25 protein-coding genes are annotated in these 23,223 nt (G+C 48.7%); 11 read left to right on the plus strand and 14 right to left on the minus strand.

The genetic code is table 11. From position 1 onward, the window contains the following. Positions 1 to 78: 78 nt before the first annotated feature. The gene (locus R2103_RS07355; protein ID WP_317530822.1) at positions 79 to 1,224 is read right to left on the minus strand and encodes an MFS transporter; all 1,146 of its coding nucleotides are present in this window, start codon (positions 1,222 to 1,224) and stop codon (positions 79 to 81) included. Between the two features lie 423 nt (positions 1,225 to 1,647). Between R2103_RS07355 and R2103_RS07360 the strand changes: the two genes are divergently transcribed. The 5 genes from R2103_RS07360 to R2103_RS07380 all read left to right on the plus strand — a co-directional run bounded on the left by R2103_RS07360 (position 1,648) and on the right by R2103_RS07380 (position 6,275). Then, on the plus strand, positions 1,648 to 2,067 hold the full coding sequence (locus R2103_RS07360; protein ID WP_108698921.1) for a rubrerythrin family protein: 420 nt from the start codon (positions 1,648 to 1,650) through the stop codon (positions 2,065 to 2,067). A 118-nt stretch (positions 2,068 to 2,185) separates the two neighbouring features. After that, the gene (locus tag R2103_RS07365; protein ID WP_317530823.1) at positions 2,186 to 3,586 is read left to right on the plus strand and encodes a heterodisulfide reductase-related iron-sulfur binding cluster; all 1,401 of its coding nucleotides are present in this window, start codon (positions 2,186 to 2,188) and stop codon (positions 3,584 to 3,586) included. Continuing rightward, positions 3,583 to 4,176, plus strand: a complete 594-nt coding sequence (locus R2103_RS07370; RefSeq protein WP_317530824.1) for a DUF3501 family protein — start codon at positions 3,583 to 3,585, stop codon at positions 4,174 to 4,176. Before R2103_RS07365 ends, R2103_RS07370 begins: the two co-directional genes overlap by 4 nt. Then, positions 4,173 to 4,685, plus strand: a complete 513-nt coding sequence (locus R2103_RS07375; protein WP_317530825.1) for a CNP1-like family protein — start codon at positions 4,173 to 4,175, stop codon at positions 4,683 to 4,685. Before R2103_RS07370 ends, R2103_RS07375 begins: the two co-directional genes overlap by 4 nt. Positions 4,686 to 4,910: 225 nt before the next feature. Further along, the gene (locus R2103_RS07380; RefSeq protein ID WP_317530826.1) at positions 4,911 to 6,275 is read left to right on the plus strand and encodes an ammonium transporter; all 1,365 of its coding nucleotides are present in this window, start codon (positions 4,911 to 4,913) and stop codon (positions 6,273 to 6,275) included. Between the two features lie 125 nt (positions 6,276 to 6,400). On the opposite strand, the gene R2103_RS07385 is transcribed toward R2103_RS07380, so the two are convergent. Continuing rightward, positions 6,401 to 6,748 (minus strand): helix-turn-helix domain-containing protein, encoded by a 348-nt coding sequence (locus R2103_RS07385; protein WP_317530827.1) that lies wholly within the window; start codon positions 6,746 to 6,748, stop codon positions 6,401 to 6,403. A gap of 131 nt (positions 6,749 to 6,879) precedes the next feature. Here R2103_RS07385 and R2103_RS07390 point away from each other — a divergent pair, with 131 nt between their 5' ends. From R2103_RS07390 to R2103_RS07400, 3 genes are all read left to right on the plus strand, one after another. Then, a complete protein-coding gene (locus R2103_RS07390) occupies positions 6,880 to 7,590 on the plus strand; it encodes a glutathione S-transferase family protein (RefSeq protein ID WP_317530828.1) in 711 nt (236 codons plus the stop codon). Positions 7,591 to 7,897: 307 nt separating this feature from the next. Next, the gene (locus R2103_RS07395; RefSeq protein WP_317530829.1) at positions 7,898 to 8,500 is read left to right on the plus strand and encodes a PEP-CTERM sorting domain-containing protein; all 603 of its coding nucleotides are present in this window, start codon (positions 7,898 to 7,900) and stop codon (positions 8,498 to 8,500) included. Between the two features lie 380 nt (positions 8,501 to 8,880). Further along, a complete protein-coding gene (locus R2103_RS07400) occupies positions 8,881 to 9,276 on the plus strand; it encodes a hypothetical protein (protein ID WP_317530830.1) in 396 nt (131 codons plus the stop codon). Positions 9,277 to 9,378: 102 nt separating this feature from the next. On the opposite strand, the gene hrpA is transcribed toward R2103_RS07400, so the two are convergent. Then, entirely contained in the window at positions 9,379 to 13,146 is a 3,768-nt protein-coding gene (gene hrpA, locus R2103_RS07405; RefSeq protein ID WP_317530831.1) for an ATP-dependent RNA helicase HrpA, read from the minus strand. A gap of 410 nt (positions 13,147 to 13,556) precedes the next feature. Between hrpA and R2103_RS07410 the strand changes: the two genes are divergently transcribed. From R2103_RS07410 to R2103_RS07420, 3 genes are all read left to right on the plus strand, one after another. Then, positions 13,557 to 14,312, plus strand: a complete 756-nt coding sequence (locus R2103_RS07410; RefSeq protein WP_317530832.1) for a trypsin-like peptidase domain-containing protein — start codon at positions 13,557 to 13,559, stop codon at positions 14,310 to 14,312. A 45-nt stretch (positions 14,313 to 14,357) separates the two neighbouring features. Then, on the plus strand, positions 14,358 to 14,702 hold the full coding sequence (locus R2103_RS07415; protein ID WP_317530833.1) for a DUF3024 domain-containing protein: 345 nt from the start codon (positions 14,358 to 14,360) through the stop codon (positions 14,700 to 14,702). Positions 14,703 to 15,000: 298 nt separating this feature from the next. Next, on the plus strand, positions 15,001 to 15,198 hold the full coding sequence (locus R2103_RS07420) for a hypothetical protein (RefSeq protein ID WP_317530834.1): 198 nt from the start codon (positions 15,001 to 15,003) through the stop codon (positions 15,196 to 15,198). A gap of 70 nt (positions 15,199 to 15,268) precedes the next feature. On the opposite strand, the gene R2103_RS07425 is transcribed toward R2103_RS07420, so the two are convergent. The 11 genes from R2103_RS07425 to R2103_RS07475 all read right to left on the minus strand — a co-directional run bounded on the left by R2103_RS07425 (position 15,269) and on the right by R2103_RS07475 (position 23,164). Beyond that, entirely contained in the window at positions 15,269 to 15,910 is a 642-nt protein-coding gene (locus R2103_RS07425) for a glutathione S-transferase (protein ID WP_317530835.1), read from the minus strand. Next, entirely contained in the window at positions 15,911 to 17,035 is a 1,125-nt protein-coding gene (locus R2103_RS07430; protein WP_317530836.1) for a Fic family protein, read from the minus strand. A 92-nt stretch (positions 17,036 to 17,127) separates the two neighbouring features. After that, positions 17,128 to 17,916, minus strand: a complete 789-nt coding sequence (gene djlA, locus R2103_RS07435) for a co-chaperone DjlA (protein ID WP_317530837.1) — start codon at positions 17,914 to 17,916, stop codon at positions 17,128 to 17,130. A 107-nt stretch (positions 17,917 to 18,023) separates the two neighbouring features. After that, positions 18,024 to 18,266 carry a BolA family protein gene (locus tag R2103_RS07440; protein ID WP_317530838.1) on the minus strand — a complete coding sequence of 81 codons (243 nt, stop codon included), beginning with the start codon at positions 18,264 to 18,266 and terminating at the stop codon, positions 18,024 to 18,026. A gap of 52 nt (positions 18,267 to 18,318) precedes the next feature. After that, positions 18,319 to 19,074, minus strand: a complete 756-nt coding sequence (locus tag R2103_RS07445) for an ABC transporter permease (protein WP_317530839.1) — start codon at positions 19,072 to 19,074, stop codon at positions 18,319 to 18,321. Beyond that, positions 19,071 to 19,988, minus strand: a complete 918-nt coding sequence (locus R2103_RS07450) for an ABC transporter ATP-binding protein (RefSeq protein ID WP_317530840.1) — start codon at positions 19,986 to 19,988, stop codon at positions 19,071 to 19,073. Before R2103_RS07450 ends, R2103_RS07445 begins: the two co-directional genes overlap by 4 nt. A gap of 61 nt (positions 19,989 to 20,049) precedes the next feature. After that, positions 20,050 to 20,379 carry a lipid asymmetry maintenance protein MlaB gene (locus R2103_RS07455; RefSeq protein ID WP_317530841.1) on the minus strand — a complete coding sequence of 110 codons (330 nt, stop codon included), beginning with the start codon at positions 20,377 to 20,379 and terminating at the stop codon, positions 20,050 to 20,052. Between the two features lie 17 nt (positions 20,380 to 20,396). Beyond that, positions 20,397 to 20,996, minus strand: coding sequence for an ABC transporter substrate-binding protein (locus R2103_RS07460; RefSeq protein WP_317530842.1), 600 nt, complete (start codon positions 20,994 to 20,996; stop codon positions 20,397 to 20,399). Between the two features lie 98 nt (positions 20,997 to 21,094). Continuing rightward, entirely contained in the window at positions 21,095 to 21,562 is a 468-nt protein-coding gene (mlaD, locus tag R2103_RS07465; RefSeq protein WP_292667626.1) for an outer membrane lipid asymmetry maintenance protein MlaD, read from the minus strand. Further along, positions 21,562 to 22,359 (minus strand): lipid asymmetry maintenance ABC transporter permease subunit MlaE, encoded by a 798-nt coding sequence (gene mlaE / locus R2103_RS07470; RefSeq protein ID WP_317530843.1) that lies wholly within the window; start codon positions 22,357 to 22,359, stop codon positions 21,562 to 21,564. Before mlaE ends, mlaD begins: the two co-directional genes overlap by 1 nt. Beyond that, the gene (locus tag R2103_RS07475) at positions 22,352 to 23,164 is read right to left on the minus strand and encodes an ABC transporter ATP-binding protein (protein WP_317530844.1); all 813 of its coding nucleotides are present in this window, start codon (positions 23,162 to 23,164) and stop codon (positions 22,352 to 22,354) included. Before R2103_RS07475 ends, mlaE begins: the two co-directional genes overlap by 8 nt. Between the last annotated feature and the right edge of the window lie 59 nt (positions 23,165 to 23,223).

The following is a 23,223-nucleotide window of genomic DNA, read 5'->3' on the forward strand; positions in this document are numbered from 1 at the left end:
CGGGTAAAATTTAAAAATCGTTAACGCGCGATTATCCCATAAAGTTTACAGATTCAACAAACCTAACACGCGCTTGCATTACTGATTGAATGATTTCATTTTCCAGGCGATTAGGATTAAGCCGCCGGATGCCGCCGCCGCACTGATGAAAAAAGTAATCTCCGCACCTAGCCAATCCCAGGTATAACCGCTAAATACCGCGCCCAATGCACCGCCCACGCCATACGCCGTACTGGTATAGATCGCTTGCCCTTTCGCTTGATGCCGCCCCTGAAAGAATTGATGAACAACCATCATGGCGGCAATATGATGTGTGCCATAAGTGGCCGCATGCAGAATTTGCGCAAAAACGATAACAATTGGCCATTCGACATATTCTCCCAGCAGCACAAAACGGAGCATGGCGCAGGCGAAGCTAAAAATCAGAATGGCTTTTAAACGAAAATACCGCATCAACCAAGGCATGATGAAGAAAATACCAATCTCACAAATCACCCCGGTCGCCCATAGCCACCCGACAAATCCTTTCTCATACCCATGCTCCACCAGATAAATGGAGAAAAACGTATAGTAAGCGCCATGCGCGAACAACATCAGCAAGCTGGAAAGCAAAAACGCCATGACTTCCGGACGCAGGCAAATCTGCCGGACCGAATGCAGTCCGGCGGCATGACGCATGATTTCTTTTTCAGGGATGTGATAAGAAAAAATCACGATACCCAACTTGAGTCCCAGCACAGCCCAGAGTAACCAGACAATCTCCACATTTTCGAGCAAATAACCAATACCGACCACCGCCAAAACGAAGCCCACCGACCCCCAGGAACGGATTCGCCCATACTTGTCGGTATAATTTTCCAAATGTGAGAGCGTAATAGCTTCCATCAATGGCAGCGAAGCGCTCCAAAAGAAACTCATTAGCAGCATGACAAAAAATATCCAAGCAAAGGATTCGCCTGCAAAGAAACCGCAGAAACTCAAACAACCACTGACCGCTGCCACCTGTACAACGCGCACGCGTTTACCGGTATGATCCGCCAGCCATCCCCAAACTGCCGGTGAAAAAATCCGCGCAACCAGCAGCAATGACATCAACACACCAATCTGCAATGCATTAAACGACAGCGACTGCAAATACAAACTCCAATACGGCGAGAATGCACCAATGAAAGCAAAGTAAAAAAAATAAAAACCGGACAGGCGCCAGTAAGGAAGTGATGGCATAGCGTGCGTAAATCGATGCAGTAATTAAACTCAGGAAGCCAACTCAAAGAAAGAAAACATAAAACGCACAGAACCGGGCGCAAGCGGCGGAAATACATTCTGAGTTACCGGAATGCTTATTCTACAAGAATTCACACTGCAAATCTTTTCTCCATCCACGGCGGAATTGCACTGTTTCTCACTCTCTCCATCGTAGATAGTTGACAATCCATAAGCCCTTCGATAGTCTCCACGCACGGATTGGATTTTGTATTTTTACGCACTCGCCATGCGCTGATTAAGCTGAAGGAAACGTTGGCAAGATGCACAACCATCACTTTACGTCCCCGTTTCTCAGCCAGTCTCAGTTTTACGCGACACGAAAATACATTTTTTTCATCTCTATGAACTATAAAAATTCATCAATCTAAAAAGGAGAGCATGATGGAATTGAAAGGATCAAAAACCGAAGGAAATCTGAAAGCCGCTTTCGCCGGTGAATCTCAAGCCAATCGCCGGTATTTATACTTCGCAGCAAAAGCTGACGTGGAAGGACAAAACGATGTGGCTGCGGTTTTCCGTTCTACCGCTGAAGGCGAAACCGGTCATGCACATGGCCACCTGGAACATCTGGAAAGTTGTGGCGACCCAGCTACCGGATTGCCCTTCGGCTCTTCCCGCGACAACCTGAAAACCGCCATCGCCGGTGAAACGCACGAATATACCGATATGTATCCAGGTATGGCAAAAACCGCGCGCGACGAAGGCTTTGACGAAATCGCCGACTGGTTTGAAACATTGGCCAAAGCGGAACGCTCGCACGCCAACCGTTTCCAGCGCGCACTGGATAGTCTGGCCGATTAATTTTATCGCGCCGCGATTATTGCGCTGATTCCAAAATTTCTGCGGGGTTTTCCGGTTATCCGGCCAACCCCGCAGCCGCAAGTCTGAACTAAAACTTTGTATACGCTGATATCCCGCTATGGCTACTCGTGAAGGCAGTCTCGAAGCACCGAAACGTCATCCTATCGACTGGAAGAATCTCGATTTCTATAACGAAACCAGTTTAAATCAAGAAATGGAGCGTGTTTTCGACATTTGCCACGGCTGCCGCCGCTGCGTCAATCTTTGCACGGCATTTCCGCGTTTATTCGATCTGATTGACGAAAGCACGAGCGGGGAATTGGATAGCGTCAATAAGCAACAGCTCTGGGAAGTTGTCGATCGCTGCTATCTGTGCGACATGTGTTTCATGACCAAATGCCCCTATGTGCCGCCGCATGAATGGAACATTGACTTTCCGCATCTGATGCTGCGCGCCAAAGCAGTTAAATATAAAAACCAGGGCGCAGGTTTTCGCGACAAATTGCTGTCCAGCACGGATTTAATGGGCAAACTGGCGACGATTCCCGTGGTGGTGCAAGCCGTCAATGCCATGAATAATACACCGGCTGTGCGCAAAATCATGGATAGCACGCTGGGCATTCATGCCGACCGTAAATTGCCTGAATATACCGCGGATAAGTTTCGCGCGAACGCGAAACCAAACGATACCTTCCCCGTTAAAGACGGTGCGCGCACGCCCGGCAAAGTCGCTATTTATGCCACCTGCTATGTTAACTACAACGAACCCGGCATCGGCCACGATTTATTAAAAATACTGGAACATAATGAAATTCCAGCGCGTTTAGTGGAAAAAGAAGCCTGTTGCGGCATGCCGAAGCTGGAACTGGGTGACTTGGATGCCGTAGAAAAGCTCAAAAATGAAAATATTCCACACTTGCTGAAACTGGCGCAAGATGGCTATGCCATTCTCTCGGCCGTGCCTTCCTGCACGTTGATGTACAAACAGGAACTACCGCTGATGTTTCCGCATGATGCAGCCGTGCAAGCTGTCGCTGCCGCCATGTTTGATCCATTTGAATACTTGGCTTTGAGAAATCAGGACCATTTACTTAAGACAGATTTCAAGAAACCGCTGGGCAACGTGGCTTACCATATTCCTTGCCACCAGCGCGTGCAAAATTTCGGGAAAAAGACTCGAGATATCCTGCAACTCATTCCGGATACCACCGTCAACACCGTGGAACGCTGTTCGGGGCATGACGGTACCTGGGGTGTGAAAAGCGAGCACTTTGCCGATTCGATGAAAATTGGCCGTCCGGTTTTCAAACAAATGGCCGCTTCGAATCCGGATTACATCAGCTCGGATTGCGCGATTGCCGCGCGCCATATTGAACAAGGCATCGGTGAAAGCAAAGCACAGAAATTGCATCCGCTCACGTTACTTCGTCTGGCTTATGATCCTGACAGCACTCATAAACCAGCGATCAGCGACGACCAATCTATTACCCCAACCCCTGCGCAGGTGAAAAACAAATGACGACCGCAATCACTCGCGAGAACCTCTTGACGCTGGAAGCTTATGCCAAAATCCGCAAAGACTTCCGCGTACAAGTGATGGCGCACAAGAAAACACGTAAAGTCCCTCTGGGGGAAAATATCATGCTGATTTTTGAAGATGCTTTGACCATTCGCTATCAAATCCAAGAGATGCTGCATGTCGAGCGTATTTTCCAAGAAACGGAAATCGTGCATGAACTTGAAACGTATACCCCGTTGATTCCGGACGGTCAAAATTGGAAAGCGACGATGATGATAGAATATCCCGATCCTGCTGTACGTGCTGAAAAACTGGCAACCTTGGTCGGCGTCGAAGACAAGGTCTGGGTAAAGATTGCCGGACATGCACCGGTTTTCGCCATCGCGGATGAAGATCTGGAACGGGAAAACAGCGAAAAGACATCATCCGTGCATTTTTTGCGTTTTGAACTGACCCCGGAAATGATTCAAGCACTTCAGCAAGGTGCAGCAATAAGCATGGGTGTCGATCATCCAGCTTATCAAGCCACAGTCGATGCCGTTGCTGCCGATGTTCGCGCTTCGTTGCTCACTGATTTAACCATCGCATGAAACGAACGCTTATTCCATTGATTGGTGTTTTGTTTTTGCTTGCCTGCGCCAAGCCGTCGTTCAAGGATGAATTTGAAAGTGACAAGCCTTGGGTTGAGCAAATAACACAGCTTCCTGCTTATCCGGAGACAAAGGATCTGCTGGCTTTTGATGCCGGTGCAGTAACCAGCAATCAATATTTGGTTGACACCACTTCCATCAAAATCGGTCAAGACGAGGTTATCCGCTTCACGTTGGTAGTTAAATCGTCGGCGGGCGCCATGAATGTCAGCTACGAAGGCATCCGCTGCGCCACCTCGGAAAGAAAACTCTATGCGCTCGGGCGCGATGATAAAACCTGGACCAAACCCCGTGTGTCGGAGTGGCAAAAACTGGATTATGTCCGTCAATTTTATGCACAACGCGAACTCTCCAAAAATATCTTCTGTCCGCATCAACAAATTGTCAGCACAACCGAAGATGCCATTCAAGCACTGAAAGCAGGCATGCATCGAAGCATTTTCCGCTGATAGAAAATAAATTTTAGCTGCCAGAATTTAGTATTTCCTCCTGGGCACTGTTGTCCTTCCTTCGTTCATCAACTCATATCCATTAGAAATCAGAAATTTATTTCCCCCTATTGTTTTTAGGGGAATTAAAGCTCACACTCTGCGTGGGGATATGTCATATATCACCCCTCCTCTGGATCTCGTCGAGGATTAACCCGAGAAATCACTAGAATAAGGAAGAATCACATGAAAAAAAGCTTTAGCTTGATATTGCCGTGCGCAATAAGTCTGTTTCTCCTCAGTTTCAGTAGTTGGGTCAGCGCAGAAACCGCGCCAGCCTTGAGTGAAGCGCGCACAGTCGCGCAATATAATTACATCATCCATATTCTTGCCATGCTGCTGATCGGTTTCGGCTTTTTAATGGTTTTTGTACGCCGCTATGGATTTGGTGCAGTAACAGGCACATATTTGGTTGTCGCCGTTGGCTTGCCTTTATATATATTATTCCGCGCCAATGGTATTTTCGGCCATCAACTTTCACCACATTCGCTCGATGCGCTCCTGTATGCGGAGTTATCGGTTGCCACCGCATTGATTGCAATGGGCGCGGTGCTGGGACGTTTGCGCGTTTTTCAATACGCCTTGCTGGCTTTATTGGTGGTCCCACTCTATTTAATCAACGAATGGCTGGTGCTTGACGATGCCATCGGCTACACCACCGGCTTTCAGGATTCCGCCGGCTCGATCGTGATCCATGCATTCGGCGCCTATTTCGGATTGAGTATGTCGCTGGTAATGACCACGGCCTATCAGCGCAGCCAGCCGATTGAATCGGATCACACATCGGATCGCTTCGCGATGCTGGGTTCCATGGTGCTTTGGTTGTTCTGGCCGAGTTTTGCCACCGCGTTAGTGCCGCTGGAAAACATGCCGCAAACCGTAGCCAATACATTGCTGGCACTGTGTGGTGCAACCATTGCCACCTATTTCCTCAGTAGCAAACTGCACGGCGGTAAAACATCCATGGTGGACATGGCGAATGCCGCGCTGGCGGGTGGTGTTGCCATCGGCTCGGTGTGTAATATCGTCTCGCCTACTGGAGCCTTCGGCATCGGTTTGCTGGCCGGTATCGTCTCCGTTCTAGGCTATGTTTTTCTGCAACCCAAGCTCGAATCCCGCTTTAAACTGGTCGATACCTGCGGTGTGCACAACCTGCACGGCATGCCAGGGTTACTGGGCGGATTGAGTGCTTTCCTGGTCGTGCCGGATGTCGCCATTGCACAATTCAATGGTATCGTCATCACACTGGTCATCGCAATTACTGGCGGATTACTTGCCGGTGCAATCATTAAAGCAACCGGAACCACGCGCGAACCGTACGAAGATAGTGTCGAATTCACCCATCTGGCCGGACCCGAAACGGAGAATTTACCCGAGCTGCTGGAAACCCGGGTAGAAGCTTTGGAGAGCCATGCTTTGGCCGCTAAGCCGCAAATTCCAGCCGAATCATCCGAAACCAAAATACTGGTTGCAAGATTGGAGTCCCGGCTGCAGATTCTAGAAAGCAAAATCGCCGCAACACACACTTTAAATCCTGAAGAAAAGACATAGCACAGTACTTAATTTCTTAGTATCAAACTCCCCGCTGTAAACGGCGGGGAGTCTAGTTTAGTAACAGTAATGTCCTAAATTCCGGTATCGCGATTCTCAACCGTGGCTGCATTCGGTTAATGGGATTAAAAAACCATAGTCCCGGGATAATACGCCTTCCCCCATTTGACTAAAGCTTCTAGCACCGGCCGCAGATCTTCCCCTTTTTGTGTTAACGCGTACTCATACCGCACCGGCTTCTGCTGATACGCATGCTGCACAATAATTCCGGCAGTATCCAATTTCTTTAACCGGTCAGCGAGTATATTGGTGGCGATTTGTTCCGGCGACGCAAGAAATTCTTGATAGCGCTTTTTCCCTGACAGCAGATCCCGGACAATCAGCAGCGTCCATTTATCTCCCAGAATATCAAGCGCGCAAGCAACCGGGCAGCATGATCGCTCAAAGCTTGTTTTATTTAAATCATCCGGCATCAATCACCGCACTCCATCGCGAAAACTATCAATAGCGATAATGTACTGCACTCACTTGCAATTAACAAGTTTATAGAGTAGAGTAACTTGCAACATGCAAGTAATAAACAAATACTATGAGGATGATCAATATGTTAAAACTGCATCAATTTGAACGAACCTGGGGCATTCCGAATTTGAGCCCTTTTTGCTGCAAGATTGAAACTTACTTGCGCATGGCCGGTATCGCGTATGAAATCAAACCCGCATTACCGCTACGTGCGCCGAAAGGGAAATTGCCTTATATCAGCGACAATGGCAAAACGCTCGGCGACTCGCGTTTCATCATCGAATATCTGAAATCAACTTATTACGATCTGGATAGCGGATTAGCCCCAGAGGAATTAGCCATATCGACCGCTTTGCAGCGCTTGCTGGAAGAGCATTTATTTTGGGTTGCGCTGTATTCCCGCTGGCAATTTACCGACGAAAATTGGCAAGTGAACAAGCAAGCCATCTTCGGCGCATTACCGCCCATCGTCCGGGATATTGCCGCAAGTCACACTCGCAAAAAAATTCAGCAGCAGATTCATGGGCATGGCACGGGGAGACATCAAACGGAAGAAATTTTCGCATTGGGCAAACAGGATATTGACGCATTGGCGGCATATCTCGGCCACAAACCGTATTTCTTTGGCGGCCGGCCAACAACATTGGATGCATCGGCTTTTGGGCTACTGATCAATATTAGCGGTTGTCCCATCGAATCTCCGCTTAAAGAGCATGCATTAACCAAAGAAAATCTTGTGGCCTATATCGAGCGGATTTCGCACAGCTTTTATCCGGATCTACAGCATCCATAAAACAAAAAACAGCTGAATGCGAGCAGATTTGACTGATTGCACTAGTACAAAACGCAGATTATCCAGTAGTAAAACAGGAGCGATAGACTATGGAATCACCCCGAACCAGTAGGTTATAGTTGGCAAATCAGTGAATTATATGATTTCACTGTGCAATTTCGATTGAATAGTCAAAGTTCAATCTGACAGTAAGAAACGACGCTACGAATGTTATTCGAAAATTTTAATGACTTGTCTCGAAACTGGCTAGCTTACTACTGATTGGAAAGAGATTTGGCTGCTTATACACACAAAAATGGAGACTATTATGACGAAAAATCTTTCACCTTCTCATTTCATTGCTGTTGCAGCTATCACTTTGACCGGATTGGCACCGTTGCAATCAACCCATGCGGCATCCGTGCTCTATCAAGATTTGACTCCGACCGGCATTCTTTCCAGTCCAAGCAGTATTACGCGTAGCTTTGTGTCGGGCAGTGGTGCGGGCAATATTTCTTTCGAGATTCAAGGCTACTTGAGTTTGGATGGCTCAAATTGCTGTACCGATACGTTCAGCTTATATAACGATAGCGACCTGCTGTTTCAAGGTACGTTCAATCTCGGCGGCGGTGGCACGGATATCGTATTCGCCAATCCGAATGGAGCAACCTACTCGGCGGTCAATTTTGGCTTCTTCAATGGCGGCTTATTGAATGTATCCATTCCAGTCACTTTCACTGCCGGAAACCACGTGCTGACATTCGATTATGCCGGAGGCGCACAAGGTCTTGGCGATGAAGGCTGGGGATTAAACAACATTACTGTTGAAGGCGTTTCAGCCGTACCCGAACCCGAAACCTATGCCATGTTGCTGGCTGGACTGGGTATGATCGGTTTTATGTCACGCCGCCGCAAAAATGATTCAGTTTAATGATTGCAACTAAAATACTCGCAGCAATTAGTTCAAACGGGAGCCTCGGCTCCCGTTTTTTATTTCAGGCTCCGTAACATTCAAAGTCCTCAATAACAGCATGAGCAGTCAGTTTCCAAGTTATTTTCTCTGACATTGTCACGCAAAAAACGTTAAAACTAACCCGCAACGGCACCCTATTTACCAATTGTTCGACAGGGCAATGACCAGCGATTCTTTAAAAAATTAGTTCTATTTTGTGGAAATAATTCCCACAATCTATTTACGCGGAAAATTTTCCCACGTATAATGTTTCTCGTGTGGGAAATTATCACACACAAAAACTCGACTCAATGAGTGAGAAACAAAACTTCATGAAACTTACTTAAGGAAGATTAACAATGAAAACAAAAATGTTAAAAATTTCAACACTATTAGGTGCAACTGCAATATTTTTTGCAACGTCACTCGCTGCGGCTGATGCAAACGCTGCGGGCATTCGCATCAAATGCGAGAAAAAATCAAACCGCTCTTCGATTTCGGTGGATGGACGAAACCTGACACCGGGCAGTTACTCGGCAGTGGTCAAATCGGGTGACAATAAAGCCGTCGCTGATCTTAAATCGAGTACGGGCGACGAAGTTGAGTTTGATTTCGATAGCGATAAGGGTGATATCGCAGCGGGTGCTGTCGCGATCAGCCCTATTTTCATCCAAGGTGGAAAAGTAACCGGTCAAATCAAAGATGCTGATGGATTCATCGTCATCGAAGGCACAAGCTCCTGCCGTGTGCGCTAAAAATAAACTAAGTAATCAAAATTACTGGCAATGATCAAAACAGTTCCGTGCTACTTTTTCCCTCCGGTAGCTTCGGAGCTGCCCGTCACCTGTTTTCGCAGATTATGCTTGCACACTTTCCCATAACTTCTGCAAGCGTTTAACGGACACCGGAAACGGCGTTTTCAATTCCTGCGCAAACAGCGAAATACGTAATTCCTCAATCTGCCAGCGGAATTCATCGAGCCGGTGATCCTGCAATCCGGCTTTCCGGTGCTTTTCCTGCTGTTGCAAGCATTGCTTCCAGAATGGCGCGATTTCGGCGCTGTTGCGCTCATCGCGCTCGGGATTAGCCGGTAATTTCTCCAGGCGCAGCGCCATTCCTTTCAAATAACGCGGAAATTGCTGCAAGCGCTGCCACGCGGTTTTACTGAGAAAGCCGGGGTAAATCAGCATTTCAAGCTGTTCATCCAATTCGGATTTGATCCGGGCGTTTCGCGTCGATGCTAATCGTCCGAGCACGATCTGATAGTCACCGCCAATTTGTTGCAGCAACCGGGTAAGCGCTGTGGTGACCTCCGGCAGACGGCCTTTTGCTCGTTGACAGTGGGCGGTAAATTCGGCTTCCGTGCGCGGTAGCGGATCGTCATTGAGTAAAGCGCGATCGATGATGGCATCGAGCATATCCTGCTTTAATTCGCCCGGATTGATCCGCGTAGCCAATTGCATGCTTGCTTGTTTTAATCCTGAGAGGTTTTTTTCCAGCTGTTTAAGCTGATCTTTGAGCGCCAAACACAGCAATCTTCTGACGCCCGAACGCATCGCGCTGTCCGCCGCCTGTTGCGTATCGAATAGCCGGATCGCGGCGCTTTCCGTTTGATCGGTCAACGCCGGATAACCGGTCAATGATTGTCCATTTCTTTTAAATGGCACTTCTACAGGCAAATCGCCGAAATCCCATTGCGTGATAGCATCGCGTTCGATGCCGATGGCATCGCTTCCGGCATCGCGTTTCACAAAAGTCATTTGCGCGGCCTTACCCAATTGCGATTGTAAATCGGCGAGACTACGGCTCATTGCCAATTCTTGCCCGGCATCATCCAGCACCCGGATATTCATCAGCAAATGCGCCGGTATCTCATGGGCTTGCCAGGTTTCTGCCGGAACCGTTAGCGTGGTTTTCTTTTGAATGAATTTTTCTAACGCTTCCTGCAAGGAAACGTGCTGCCAAGTATGGGCTTGACTATCCAGGAATCCGGTCACCGAATCCGGCAATGGCACCAGAATGCGGCGGATTTGCTTCGGCAGTGCTTTCAAATACCAGGTGATTTTTTCCCGGATCAGACCGGGAACCAGGTAATCCAATTGCTTTGCATCCAAGCGATTCAACAGCGGCAGTGGCACGGAAACGGTCACACCGTCGAGCACATGGCCGGGATCAAAGCGGTAAGTGAGCGGCACAATACTGCCATCCGCGAGCAGAAAATTTTCCGGAAATTGCACTTCGGTGATGTGATCGGCTTGATGACGCATCAACAACTCGCGCTGCAAATACAATAAGTGTGGTTCTTGCTGTTCAGCCAGCTTGCGCCATTTCTCAAATCCTGCGCCATTGGTGATGTTTTGCGGAACGATGGCATCGTAAAAAGCAAAAATCGCGTGTTCATCCACCAACACATCCTGCCGCCGCGCTTTATGCTCCAGCTCTTCGATCTCATGAATCAACGCTTGGTTGTGAACAAAGAATGGCGCTTGCGTCACATACTCCCCTGCCACCAGCGCCGCTCGGATAAAAATCTCGCGCGATTCCTTGGGATTGATCGAACTATAATGAACCGGCCGTTTCGCAACGACGATCAAACCGTACAACGTGACGCGCTCATAAGCCATCACCTGCGCCTGTTTCTTTTCCCAATGCGGGTCGAAATAATGCCGTTTGCATAAATTTCCGGCGATCCGCTCCAGCCACTGCGGCTCGATTCTGGCTGCGCATCGGGCGTAGAGTTTGCTGGTTTCCACCAATTCCGCCGCCACCACCCATTTGGCTTTGCCTTTTTTCAGCACCGAACCGGGAAAAATCGCAAACTTGATGCCCCGCGCGCCGAGATATTCCCCTTCATTCTCGGCTTTAAAGCCGATGTTACCGAGCAAACCGGGCAGCAGCGCGCGGTGAATCTCGTCGTACCCCGCCGGAATTTCATTCGGTTTGAAACCCAGTTCGGTCATCAGCACGTGCAATTGCCCATGAATCTCGCGCCATTCACGCAACCGCCGGTACGACAGAAAATGCTCGCGGCATTGCGTCATCAGCTTCTTGCCGGATTTTTTGTGCTTCAGCAGATCGTCAAAGAAATCCCACAGTTTCAAATACATCAGAAAATCCGAGCGTTCGTCCTGAAAGCGCCGGTGCGCCAGATCGGCAGCAGCCTGGTGCTCAAACGGCCGGTCGCGCGGATCCTGCACGCTCAATGCCGATGCGATGATCAGGATTTCGTGCAGGCAGTTTTCCTGTTTCGCCGCCAAAATCATGCGGGCGATGCGCGGATCGATCGGAAATTTCGCCAGCCGCCAGCCGATTTCGGTCAACTGCCGGTTGTCGTCGACCGCGCCCAGTTCCGCCAACAGCTGATAACCGTCGGCGATCATCCGGGGCGACGGCGGCTCCAGAAACGGAAAATCTTCCACATCGCCGATTTTCAGCGACTTCATGCGCAAAATTACCGCCGCCAGGGAAGAGCGCAAAATTTCCGGGTCGGTAAACTCCGGCCTGCCCTGAAAATCCTGTTCGGAATACAAGCGGATACACACGCCGTCCGCCACCCGGCCGCAGCGCCCCGCCCGCTGATTCGCCGACGCGCGCGAGATTTTTTCCACCAACAATTGCTCGACCTTGTTGCGATAACTGTAGCGGTTGATCCGCGCCAGGCCGGTATCGATCACATAATGAATCCCCGGCACAGTCAACGACGTTTCCGCCACGTTAGTCGCCAGCACGATACGGCGCGCGCCGTCCGGTTGAAATACCCGTTCCTGCTCGGCGACCGACAAACGGGCAAACAGCGGCAAGATTTCGATACTCGAATGAAAACGGTGAAACGAATGCTTGCGCAAGGTTTCGGCGGTTTCGCGAATCTCGCGCTCGCCCGGTAAAAACACCAGAATATCGCCCGAACCCAGCGCCATCAACTCATCGGTCGCATGAATGATGGCTCGCTGCACATCGCCATCGCCATCGCTATCGTCGTCCTCATCGGCCAGCGGCGAACGGTAGTGGATCTCCACCGGATACAACCGCCCGCTGACCTCGATCACCGGCGCAGCACTGAAATGCCGGGAAAAGCGCTGCGCATCAATGGTTGCCGACGTCACGATCACTTTTAAATCCGGCCGCTTGGGTAGCAATTGCTTGAGGTAGCCGAGCAGAAAATCAATATTTAAACTGCGCTCGTGCGCCTCGTCTATGATCAACGTATCGTAAGCCTGCAACAGCGGATCGCCTTGCGTCTCGGCCAGCAAAATGCCATCCGTCATCAGTTTGATATAACTATCCGCGCCAATCTTGTCGGCGAACCGCACCTTGTAACCGACCGCCTGCCCCAGAGGACTGTTCAACTCCGCCGCAATCCGCCCCGCCACCGTCCGCGCCGCAATCCGGCGAGGCTGCGTATGGCCGATCAAGCCATGCACCCCGCGTTTGAGTTCCAGACAGATTTTAGGGATTTGCGTAGTTTTACCGGAACCGGTTTCCCCGCAAATGATCACGACTTGATGGCTTTCAATCGCTTGTTTGATTTCTTCGCGGCGGACGTTGACGGGTAGATCTTCCGCATAGGTTGGGCGCGGAAGATGGGCGAGACGTCTCGTGATGACTTCGGGGGAGAGTTTTTTCATAGAAATATTGGGAATCAGATCAATGTGATTAATTTTTATAAATGATCTGGAAGCCTGACAATAAATTTATAACGTAAATTTAGCAGGAAGTCTTTTATGTTGATACGCAAAACTTGATGTTTTAATTTATACCTTAAAACTGGAAACATACGAAACATGATGTTGATTGACCAAGTGAGATAATTACCGCTTCACCTCAATCACATCCATCTCAACTGAATGTCGCTTGCCATGAAAAATATTATCGTGTTTAATCCATGCGATATCAGTTTTTTCAGCGCTTAAACTATAGTGCCTAATTGATTAATTCACATTAAAATACATAATGATAACCCAACATAACTACAATTATACGACATCATCCGCAGGATTATTGGACGAAATGTCTTATATATTGCGTTAGGTTTAAGATGGCGATGATCGCGTTTCCTTCCGTCCAGTCACTGCTAATTCAAATGCAGTTCCGAGGGCAGCCCTTGTCAACTGGCACGGCGTTTGTGGCCTTAAGTTCGAAAAGAACACCTTATTTGCTCACGAACCGACACAACGTCACAGGCAGGAATCAAGAGACTGATCAGCCTCTATCTAAGACAGGCGGCATACCCGACTCCATTGTGATCGTACATAACAAGAAGAACACCCTCGGGCAATGGGTTCCACGCACAGAAACGCTCTACGACATGGACGGCAAATCTCGCTGGAAGGAACACCCCGTTCTTGGCGCAAAGGCGGATTTCGTGGCTCTACCGATATCCGCGCTCGAAGATGTTGCGCTCTATCCATACGACGACCCTGGCAACCCCGGAGTAGAAATGTCAATCGGGCCTGCTGAAACCGTAAGTGTAATTGGCTTTCCATTCGGTATTACAGCTGGGGGTGCATTCGCAGTCTGGGCTACTGGTTTCATTGCGTCAGAGCCAGACATAGACTTTGACGGTCTCCCTGTCCAGCTCATTGACTGCCGCAGTCGGCAAGGACAGTCAGGTTCTCCGGTACTTGCTTATCGTGCAGGAGGCTCCTACGCGCTACCAAGTGGTGGCAGTGTGATGACAACACAACCTGTTCAACGCCTTCTTGGTATCTATAGTGGTCGCATCAATGCCGAGTCCGACTTAGGCATTGTTTGGAAAATATCAGCAATCAAAGAGCTCATGGACACAGTGTGAAACCAAACTCTACGTTATACAACACAACATCACGAGTCACATTAAATGCCACTATCCGAATTTGAACGCGGAAGAATCGAAAAGCTCTTTGGCGAATATTGCCAGAGTAAGGTTCCACCCCATGTTCGAAATCAGATCCGAATCGAATACAAAATTAGAGGAAGTGAAGTAAAACTGTTTGAGTGCCATCCGCGCTATGACGACCCTTCAATCTGGACCGAAATGCCAGTCGCTCGGTTCAAGAAAGACGAGAAGAAAAATACATGGTTTTTATATTGCGCAGACCGTAATAGCAAATGGCATCTTTTCGAGCCCAATGCCGAAAACAAAGACATTGGAAAGCTGCTGACCGAAGTCGAACGTGACACCACAGGAATATTCTGGGGTTGAAGTGCCGTAGAACCCATAAGATCGCAGCCTACAAAACAGGTGTATACAGACACAGTGAGAAATCGGTGAATGCTACCAAATGCACCCAACAGCAAACGAAGTGATTCTCCTGGAGCATAAGAGCGTTTTACTTTAGCTCTGACACTATTTTTCTTACACAAAAGAATTCATCAAATTAATTGATAGAAATTTGTAAAGTTTATGTGAATAATTTGTGAATATATTGTGAACTTTTAGCCAAGTTTCGGCTCCGAATAAATTCAGAAGCTTTATTATTAATTTTTTTGGAGTGCTAAAAATGAGTAAGAATGATATCAGTCATAACACAACGGTTGCCCTTAGTTTGGCTTTGATATGTGTTTTAGCTTCAGTCAGTCTGGTTGTATTTGAAGGAATGAATACCGGGATACTGCTTTTTACGGGGTATCTGGTAATAGCTGCGGTTAGCAGTGCTTTTAAAGATAAAAAATACTATTCGCGTAGAGCTTGGGGTTGAGTTATATCAACTAAGATTCGACCAATATTATTTTTTAATATTGGTCTTTTTTTATTCATGAGCTTTAAAGTTAGTTTTTATTTTCCAGAACGTCTTCTTTAAGTGACTCAGCTTCTTTCTGCATGACATTTTGAAATAACTCAGAACCGATCAACCGGTCCAGCCACGCAATCAGATGATGATAGCGGGAGGCATAAAACCAATCCGGATTGACATTGGAAAACTGCCGGATGAAAGGGAAGATGGCCATATCTGCTAATGTGTAGCGACCGCCTAAAAGATAACCATCTTTGTTCAGACGTGTATTCAGTTCCACTAGAAACGGCTCGGCTTGCTCCCGGTAATAAGCTTCGGAATGTTCCGGAAAGCGCACGGCGTATTTATATAGGTCGAGCGCTGGTTTAAACGTTTCGTCATTTTGCTTGATCAGTGCTGCGATTTCAGCCGCAACTGCCTGATCGTCATCCAGCCAGTGCTCGGGATCATGGATCGACAGCGCCCACCGCATGATATCCAGGCTTTGTTCAAGCACACTGCCGTCGGCGAATTTTAGAACCGGTACGGTGCCTTTGGGTGAGCATTCCAGCATTTCTTTGGGTTTGGCGCGCAGACTAACTTCCTGCTGATCGACTTCAACGCCGCTGACTGTGATCGCCAGCCGGGCACGAATGGCAAAGGGACAACGGCGGAATGTGAACAATAGCGGTTTCATTTATTGATCGCCAGCATTCGATACATCTTTGAGCGAATAGCTGGTGCTACGCCCGCCACCGGCATCTTTCAGTAGAATGCCACGCTCGACCAGATCCAAAATATCTCGTAGCGCCGTGTCCTGCGAGCATTTGGTAAGTTTCGCCCATTTTGACGATGTCAGCTTACCTTCAAACCCATCCAACACTTTATTCAGCATAATGCGCTGACGATCATTAAGCGATACATTCTTATGCGTCTGTAAAAACCGTGCTTTATAGAGCACATCACCCAGCGTTTCTTCCGTATTGCTGATCGCACGATCAAGGCAATTTAGAAACCACCCCAGCCAAGGCGTGATATCGAGATCTTTTTTTTGGGTTTTTTCTAGCATATTGTAATAAGTTTTCCGCTCTTGCCGAATTTGTGCCGACAAGCTGTAAAAGCGCTGCGGACTTTGTTCGGATTGCGCTAATGCCATATCGGCAATTGCACGCGCCATGCGTCCGTTGCCATCCTCGAATGGATGAAGCGTGACAAACCACAAATGGGCAATACCAGCCTTGAGGACAGCATCGGTATCATTTTTATCATTAAACCATGTCAGAAAAAGATTGATTTCCTGCTCGAGGCGTTCGGCCGCAGGTGCTTCAAAATGTACACGCTCTTTCCCAAGCGCGCCGGATACCACCTGCATCGGCCCATTTGCATCATCACGCCATTGCCCGGTTCTGATTTTATGCATACCGCTAAAACCAGCGGGAAATAGTGCCGCGTGCCATCCAAACAAGCGATCCACGCTCAATGGCTGTGCATAATTTTGCGTGGCATCGAGCATCATATCGACAATGCCGTCAACATGACGGTCGGCGGGCGCTAACGCGCCAATATCCAATCCCAGCCGCAAGGCAATCGAGGAACGAACCTGATCACGGTTCAGGATTGCACCTTCAATCTCGGAAGATTTCAACACATCGAGCGTCAAGTTTTGCAACGTGGCTTGCGCTGTTAAAGGAAATCCCATAGCTTCCATCCGGCCAATTAACCGCCCCTGCCGGTGGCGTACAGAGGCCAGCAGCCCAGACAATTTTGCATGATCCCAGCTGAAACCAGGCCAATCGGGTAATTCATGAATATAACGATTCATTCTACGCACCTCATGCGGAGATTATGCGCTATATTCTCCGCATCCGGCAACTGCACAACACGCATCTACCTTCCAGTGGACTATGCGTCGAATTAAACTGCTGAACGCTTCAAATCCCGGCTCTTTTTGATTAAATCGTAAGCCGTCTGTACTTCCTTGGCTTGCTCGGTCGCGACGGCGATCATTTCCTCCGGCACGCCTTGCCCCATCAGTTTATCTGGGTGGTATTGACTCATCAATTTGCGGTAAGCGTGCTTGATTTCCTGATCCGTGCTGTCTTTGCTGACACCCAATGCCTTATACGCATCTTCCAGCGCATTGGCCGAGGTGCTTTGCCCTCCGGCAAAGTGCGCTTGATTGATGATCATGCCGAGCAGCTGATCGAAAGCGGCTTGGTGGTAGCCCAAACGTCCGGCAATGGCTCGCAACAGTTCTTCTTCGGCGGAATTCAGATGCCCATCGGATAATCCCATGATGATGAGATAAACCAGCAGCATTTGCCGTAAGTTGGGAGAATAACCGCATGTTTTCAGGAATTCATCGAGCTGCGGTTGAATATCGTAATCGGATGAAGCACCTTGCTTGAACAGCGTAATGGCTTTCAGGCGGTGATCGCGCGTCATGCGCAGTTTCTGCATGAATTGCTCGACATGCGATATTTCCGTTTCGGATACCCGGCCGTCCGCTTTGGCCAGCTTGCCCATCAGAATGAAAACAGTCTCCAGGAAAACCGACTGACGCCGCGCGGCGTTGAATGGATTCATTCCGCCCGGGCCAAAGGCTCTGAACCGGTCGATAAAGCTCCCAATGAAATAACCCAGGAAAATGCCCCAGAAACCAAGAAGGAAAAAACCCGCTAAAGCGCCTAGTAATCTAAACAATGAAATTCCAGATAATTCGATAACAAAAGGCAATCATAGTAAATTGCCGGTTGATAAAATGACTTGAAATCTTGAATGCCCAGTCAAAGTCTAATTTCTTAGAGCGATCAGGATTTATTCGTCCATTGCTCAGGCGTTAGCGTTTTCATCGACAACGCGTGAATATCCTGTTTCATTTTTTCGCCCAGCGATTTGTAGACCAGCTGATGCTGCTGAACTATATTTTTACCGCTAAATTCCGCGCTGACAATCAGCGCATGGAAATGGCGTCCGTCGTCGCCTTCCACTTGCACGTGCTGACAAGGCAGTGCCGATTCAATAAAGGTTTTTACATTTTCTGCAGTTAGCATTTATATTCTCCTTCACGCATGATAAACATGCAAAATCAAACAATCGTTATTTTTAGTGCCGCAATTTATATCCGGTTTTGAGCATGCGAATCGTCAGCATGGATATGGCCACCAAGCATATTGCCACAATCGAGAGACTAATATAAGGCGAAATATCCGATACGCCGAAGAAGCCGTAGCGGAATCCATCGATCATGTAAAAAAACGGGTTCAGATGAGAAAAATACTGCCATCCGGCCGGTAGCGAATGAATGGTATAAAACACGCCGGATAAGAAAGTCAGCGGCAAAATGATGAAATTCTGGAAAGCCGCCAATTGATCGAATTTGTCCGCCCAGATACCTGCTATCAACCCCAACGCACTCAGTATCGCGCTGCCGAGCACGACAAAAAGGATCGACCAGACCGGTTGCGCGAGTGGAATATCGAAGAAAAACAGCGTGACCCAATAAACCCCAAGTCCGACCAACAACCCGCGCACGATGGAAGCGATAATGTACGCAAAGAATATGGCGTGGTACGACAATGGCGAGAGCAGGATAAATACGATATTGCCGCTGATTTTGGATTGAATCATGCTGGACGATGCATTGGCGAAGGCATTCTGAATGACCGCCATCATCACCAGTCCGGGAATCAGAAAAGCGGTGTACGCGACACCGGGATAAGCTTCGACGTGTGCTTCCAGTACATGAAAGAAAATCAGTAAATATAGCAATGTGGAAACCATCGGCGCGACAATCGTCTGAAAACCGACTTTCCAGAAACGCAGCAATTCTTTGTAGAGCAGTGTCAAAAATCCGGTCATGTCACTTCATTCCCGCTGTTTCTCATCATGCTGACGAACACATCTTCCAGATCCGGTTGCTGCAAGTGCATTTCCAGTATCTCGATTTGCGCGGATCGCAAAGCCGACAGTATCGATTCCACTTGCGCGTAGGTGTCGATCCGCAATTCAACCATTCCGCCGCTATGACTGATTTGTAATGGGTGCAGTGCGGCAGGCAAAGTATCGGGCAGCAATCTTAGCCGTACCGATTTTCCGGCAGGCAGCTTTCCGATCATATTCTGCGTGCTATCCAGCGCGACAATTTTTCCCTCTTTCAGCATCGCGACCCGGTTACACAGCGTTTCCGCTTCATCCAGGTAATGTGTCGTCAGCACAATGGTGTGTCCATTCTGATTGAGCTGGCGGATAAAATCCCACAATGATTGACGCAATTCCACGTCCACGCCGGCCGTCGGTTCATCGAGAATAATGACCGGCGGTTTATGCACCAGCGCTTGCGCAACCAGAACACGGCGTTTCATGCCGCCCGACAACGCACGCATGTTGGCATTGGCTTTGCCGGTCAAATCCAGGCGGTCAATAATTTCATCCACCCAGTCGCCATTGTGTTTAATACCGTAATAACCGGATTGAATCAGCAACACCTCGCGCACGGTGAAGAAAGGATCAAAAACCAATTCTTGCGGCACTACGCCTAAACTCTGCCGCGCTTGCCGGTATTGTGTGATGACATTATGTCCCATCACGCTGACCGAGCCGCTATCGGCCAGTGTCAAACCGGCGATGATGCTGATCAGCGTGGTTTTACCGGCGCCATTCGGACCCAGCAGCGCAAAAAACTCTCCCGCGCGAATCTCAAGATCGATACCGGACAGTGCGCACACATTGCCGAAGCGTTTGGAGACGTGCTTAACTTCAATAGCAGATTGCATCGGATGAAGAAATCAGAAGGAGAGCAATTCGGAACTTCAGGAATGGCAAAACAGCATCCGGTCAGGAAGCGTTTTGCACGGGAATTGGATTGGCCGCGAGCGGAATTAACTCCGCAACTCCATATAATTGAATCAGGCTTTTAAGACTCTCGGGCATATTGATAAATTGCAGTGCATGGCTGTTTTTACGTGTCGCGCGTTGCCATTCCAGCAATACACTGACGATCGTTGAGTCCACTTCGGTCACTTGATTGAGATCAATCGTCAGCGGTTGATCATCGAACAACGCAATACCGCTTTTCGTCAGCATCACCGCATGATCGATCGTGACAGCACCCTGCACGATCACGGTGTTGCCCTCACGAGAAATTATCGGAATCGAAGAGTTCAATTGATTTCCCGCCGTTATTACTTTTTACCTTCCAGGGATTTGTTTTTATCCGTTAAGACTTTCAGCAATCCCTCGACACCGCCTTTACGCACCTGGCTGTTAAAACTTCCGCGGTAATTGGTTACCAGACTGACACCGGCGACTGTCACATCATAGACTTTCCATCCATCCGGCTTTTTCTCCATGCTATAGTCAATCGGCAATGGTTCTTTTCCATTCCCTTGAATGACTACAGTCCGGACTGTTGTTTCCGTTTGATCGCCCAATTGCTTGACCGGATTGACTTTAATCGTTTCATTGCTATGACTGTTCAAGGCATTGGAATAGGTACGCACTAACAATGTGCGGAATTCATTCACCAGTTTTTGTTGTTGTTCCGGCGCTGCTGTTGACCAGTGTTGTCCCATCGCGAGCTGGGTCATACGGGTAAAATTGAAGTGCGGCAGTATTTTGGTCTCGATCAGATCGAGCATTTTTTCTTTATTGCCATTTTTTAATTCCTCGTCTTTCTGAATAATTTCCATCACTTCCTTGACCGTTTTGTCGACCAGCCGGTCAGGCGCCAGTTCAACCGACCATGCCGGGAACGCCAGTAAACTCGAAAGTGTTAATATCATTATTCCAAGAAATCTCTTCATCATGCCCTCACCAAAATTTTTAGTCATAGTTACAATACTAAACCAACAACCGCAGAATTAACAAATATCCATTCAGATCACAAAGAATCGTCTTCGGTCGCTTTATTGAATAAAAAACGTCCGATCAATTCTTCCAGTACCATGGCTGAATTGGTTTTCATGATTTTATCGCCATCTTTCAACATGGCCTCGTCCCCGCCTGCAGCCAATCCAATGTACTGCTCACCCAGCAAACCCGACGTCAAAATACTGGCAAAGGTATCCTTAGGAAATAGAAACCGGCTGTCCATGCTCATGGTAACCACCGCATCGTACGTTTGCGTGCTGAATTGAATATCCGTGACGCGCCCGACCACTACGCCCGCGCTCTTCACCGGCGCACGTACTTTCAGGCCGCCGATATTTTCAAAATTTCCACTAATGACATAGCTTTGAGAAGGATTATACACATTGAGATTGCCCACTTTAAGACTCAGGATCATGAGCGCGATGACGCCCATGACCACAAACAATCCCACCCACAAATCCATCGTTGTCCGCTGCATTAACTCACTCCTCTAAACATGAAAGCGGTCAAAATAAAATCCAATCCCAAAATCACCAATGACGACGTAACCACGGTACGCGTTGTCGCGCCCGAAACGCCTTCCGCCGTCGGCGGTGCATCGTAACCTTCAAAAACCGCGATGGCCGTTACTGCCACGCCAAAATAACAACTCTTAATAAAACCGTTCATGATATCAAAGCGGAAATCCACCGCGCTTTGCATTTGCGACCAATAAGAACCTTCATCCACGCCAATGAAGACCACGGTCACGAGATAGCCGCCAAAAACACCCATGACGGAAAAAATGGCTGCCAGAAACGGCATCGAAATCACGCCGGACCAGAAGCGCGGCGCCACCACACGCGCAATCGGATCAACCGCCATCATGCCCATCGCCGCCAGTTGCTCGGTCGCTTTCATTAAACCGATTTCGGCGGTAATCGCGGAACCTGCGCGGCTGGCAAACAATAATGCAGCCACGACCGGACCCAATTCACGCACCAGCGACAATGCCACCAACGTGCCGACTGCCGATTCCGAGCCGTATTTTTGTAACGTTTCATAGCCTTGCAACCCGAGCACCATGCCGACAAAGAGTCCTGACACGACAATGATGATCAGTGACAAAACGCCGGTGAAATACAGTTCCCGTATGACGAGATTGAAACGGCGCAAGCTGGTGCCGGATTTTAACAGCACCAGGATGAAAAAACGGCTGGCGACGCCCAACCGCCACACACCTTCAATCACGCGATGGCCGATATGTTGAATACCGGATACGATACGTCTAGGCAAGAGCATTCTCCAGATTCAAATCCTTGCGGTAGGATTGCGCCGGATAATGGAACGGCACCGGCCCATCCTCCTCACCATGCACAAACTGATGCACAAACGGCGCAACGGATTCGCGCACTTCTTTCGGTGTACCTTCGGCGGCGATCACACCATCCGCGATAAAGTAAACATAATCAACAATTTTTAGCGATTCCTGCACATCATGGGTAACCACAATCGAAGTCATACCAAGCGCATCCGTCAAACGGCGGATCAGATTGCCGATTACGCTCAGTGAAATCGGATCCAGTCCGGTGAACGGTTCATCGTACATAATTAGCATCGGATCCAATGCGATCGAACGCGCCAACGCGACGCGGCGCGCCATACCGCCGGACAATTCATTCGGCATCAAATGTTGCGCGCCGCGCAAACCCACAGCGTGCAGTTTCATCAGCACCAGGTCTCGAATCATCGATTCCGGTAAATTGGTATGCTCGCGCATCTGAAACGCGACATTGTCAAACACCGACAAGTCGGTAAACAGCGCACCAAACTGGAACAACATGCCCATCTTGCGGCGCAGTTTGAACAAGGCATCGCGATCCAATTCGTGCACGACTTCTCCGGCAAACTTCACATAGCCCGAAGTCGGTTGAATTGTGCCGCCAATCAAGCGGAGTAGCGTGGTTTTTCCCGATCCGCTGCCGCCCATGATGGCGATCACTTTTCCGCGTTGCATCGTCATGTCGATGCCTTTCAGAATCGCGCGCGTATCGTAGGAAAAATTCAACTCGCTGATTTCAATTAAATTTTCAGATGTCATGCTGCACAGTTAAATAAGCAAAGGGAAAATCCGGAAATGGTCGTTATTGCGATGATTGA

Origin of the sequence: Nitrosomonas sp. Is24 (genome assembly GCF_033063335.1) — a bacterium.
Taxonomy (GTDB): domain Bacteria; phylum Pseudomonadota; class Gammaproteobacteria; order Burkholderiales; family Nitrosomonadaceae; genus Nitrosomonas.

Excerpts from the sequence above, each read along its gene's own strand:
- R2103_RS07440 (WP_317530838.1), bottom strand. The coding sequence starts at position 18,266 with ATGCTAACTGCAGAAAATGTAAAAACCTTTATTGAATCGGCACTGCCT.
- R2103_RS07375 (WP_317530825.1), top strand. The coding sequence starts at position 4,173 with ATGAAACGAACGCTTATTCCATTGATTGGTGTTTTGTTTTTGCTTGCC.
- mlaD (WP_292667626.1), bottom strand. The coding sequence starts at position 21,562 with ATGCAGCGGACAACGATGGATTTGTGGGTGGGATTGTTTGTGGTCATG.
- R2103_RS07420 (WP_317530834.1), top strand. The coding sequence starts at position 15,001 with ATGAGTAAGAATGATATCAGTCATAACACAACGGTTGCCCTTAGTTTG.
- R2103_RS07445 (WP_317530839.1), bottom strand. The coding sequence starts at position 19,074 with ATGACCGGATTTTTGACACTGCTCTACAAAGAATTGCTGCGTTTCTGG.
- R2103_RS07355 (WP_317530822.1), bottom strand. The coding sequence starts at position 1,224 with ATGCCATCACTTCCTTACTGGCGCCTGTCCGGTTTTTATTTTTTTTAC.
- R2103_RS07425 (WP_317530835.1), bottom strand. The coding sequence starts at position 15,910 with ATGAAACCGCTATTGTTCACATTCCGCCGTTGTCCCTTTGCCATTCGT.
- R2103_RS07475 (WP_317530844.1), bottom strand. The coding sequence starts at position 23,164 with ATGACATCTGAAAATTTAATTGAAATCAGCGAGTTGAATTTTTCCTAC.
- R2103_RS07390 (WP_317530828.1), top strand. The coding sequence starts at position 6,880 with ATGTTAAAACTGCATCAATTTGAACGAACCTGGGGCATTCCGAATTTG.
- R2103_RS07410 (WP_317530832.1), top strand. The coding sequence starts at position 13,557 with ATGGCGATGATCGCGTTTCCTTCCGTCCAGTCACTGCTAATTCAAATG.
- R2103_RS07450 (WP_317530840.1), bottom strand. The coding sequence starts at position 19,988 with ATGCAATCTGCTATTGAAGTTAAGCACGTCTCCAAACGCTTCGGCAAT.
- R2103_RS07460 (WP_317530842.1), bottom strand. The coding sequence starts at position 20,996 with ATGATATTAACACTTTCGAGTTTACTGGCGTTCCCGGCATGGTCGGTT.
- R2103_RS07395 (WP_317530829.1), top strand. The coding sequence starts at position 7,898 with ATGACGAAAAATCTTTCACCTTCTCATTTCATTGCTGTTGCAGCTATC.
- R2103_RS07380 (WP_317530826.1), top strand. The coding sequence starts at position 4,911 with ATGAAAAAAAGCTTTAGCTTGATATTGCCGTGCGCAATAAGTCTGTTT.
- R2103_RS07385 (WP_317530827.1), bottom strand. The coding sequence starts at position 6,748 with ATGCCGGATGATTTAAATAAAACAAGCTTTGAGCGATCATGCTGCCCG.
- R2103_RS07400 (WP_317530830.1), top strand. The coding sequence starts at position 8,881 with ATGAAAACAAAAATGTTAAAAATTTCAACACTATTAGGTGCAACTGCA.
- hrpA (WP_317530831.1), bottom strand. The coding sequence starts at position 13,146 with ATGAAAAAACTCTCCCCCGAAGTCATCACGAGACGTCTCGCCCATCTT.
- R2103_RS07365 (WP_317530823.1), top strand. The coding sequence starts at position 2,186 with ATGGCTACTCGTGAAGGCAGTCTCGAAGCACCGAAACGTCATCCTATC.
- R2103_RS07415 (WP_317530833.1), top strand. The coding sequence starts at position 14,358 with ATGCCACTATCCGAATTTGAACGCGGAAGAATCGAAAAGCTCTTTGGC.
- R2103_RS07430 (WP_317530836.1), bottom strand. The coding sequence starts at position 17,035 with ATGAATCGTTATATTCATGAATTACCCGATTGGCCTGGTTTCAGCTGG.
- R2103_RS07370 (WP_317530824.1), top strand. The coding sequence starts at position 3,583 with ATGACGACCGCAATCACTCGCGAGAACCTCTTGACGCTGGAAGCTTAT.
- R2103_RS07360 (WP_108698921.1), top strand. The coding sequence starts at position 1,648 with ATGGAATTGAAAGGATCAAAAACCGAAGGAAATCTGAAAGCCGCTTTC.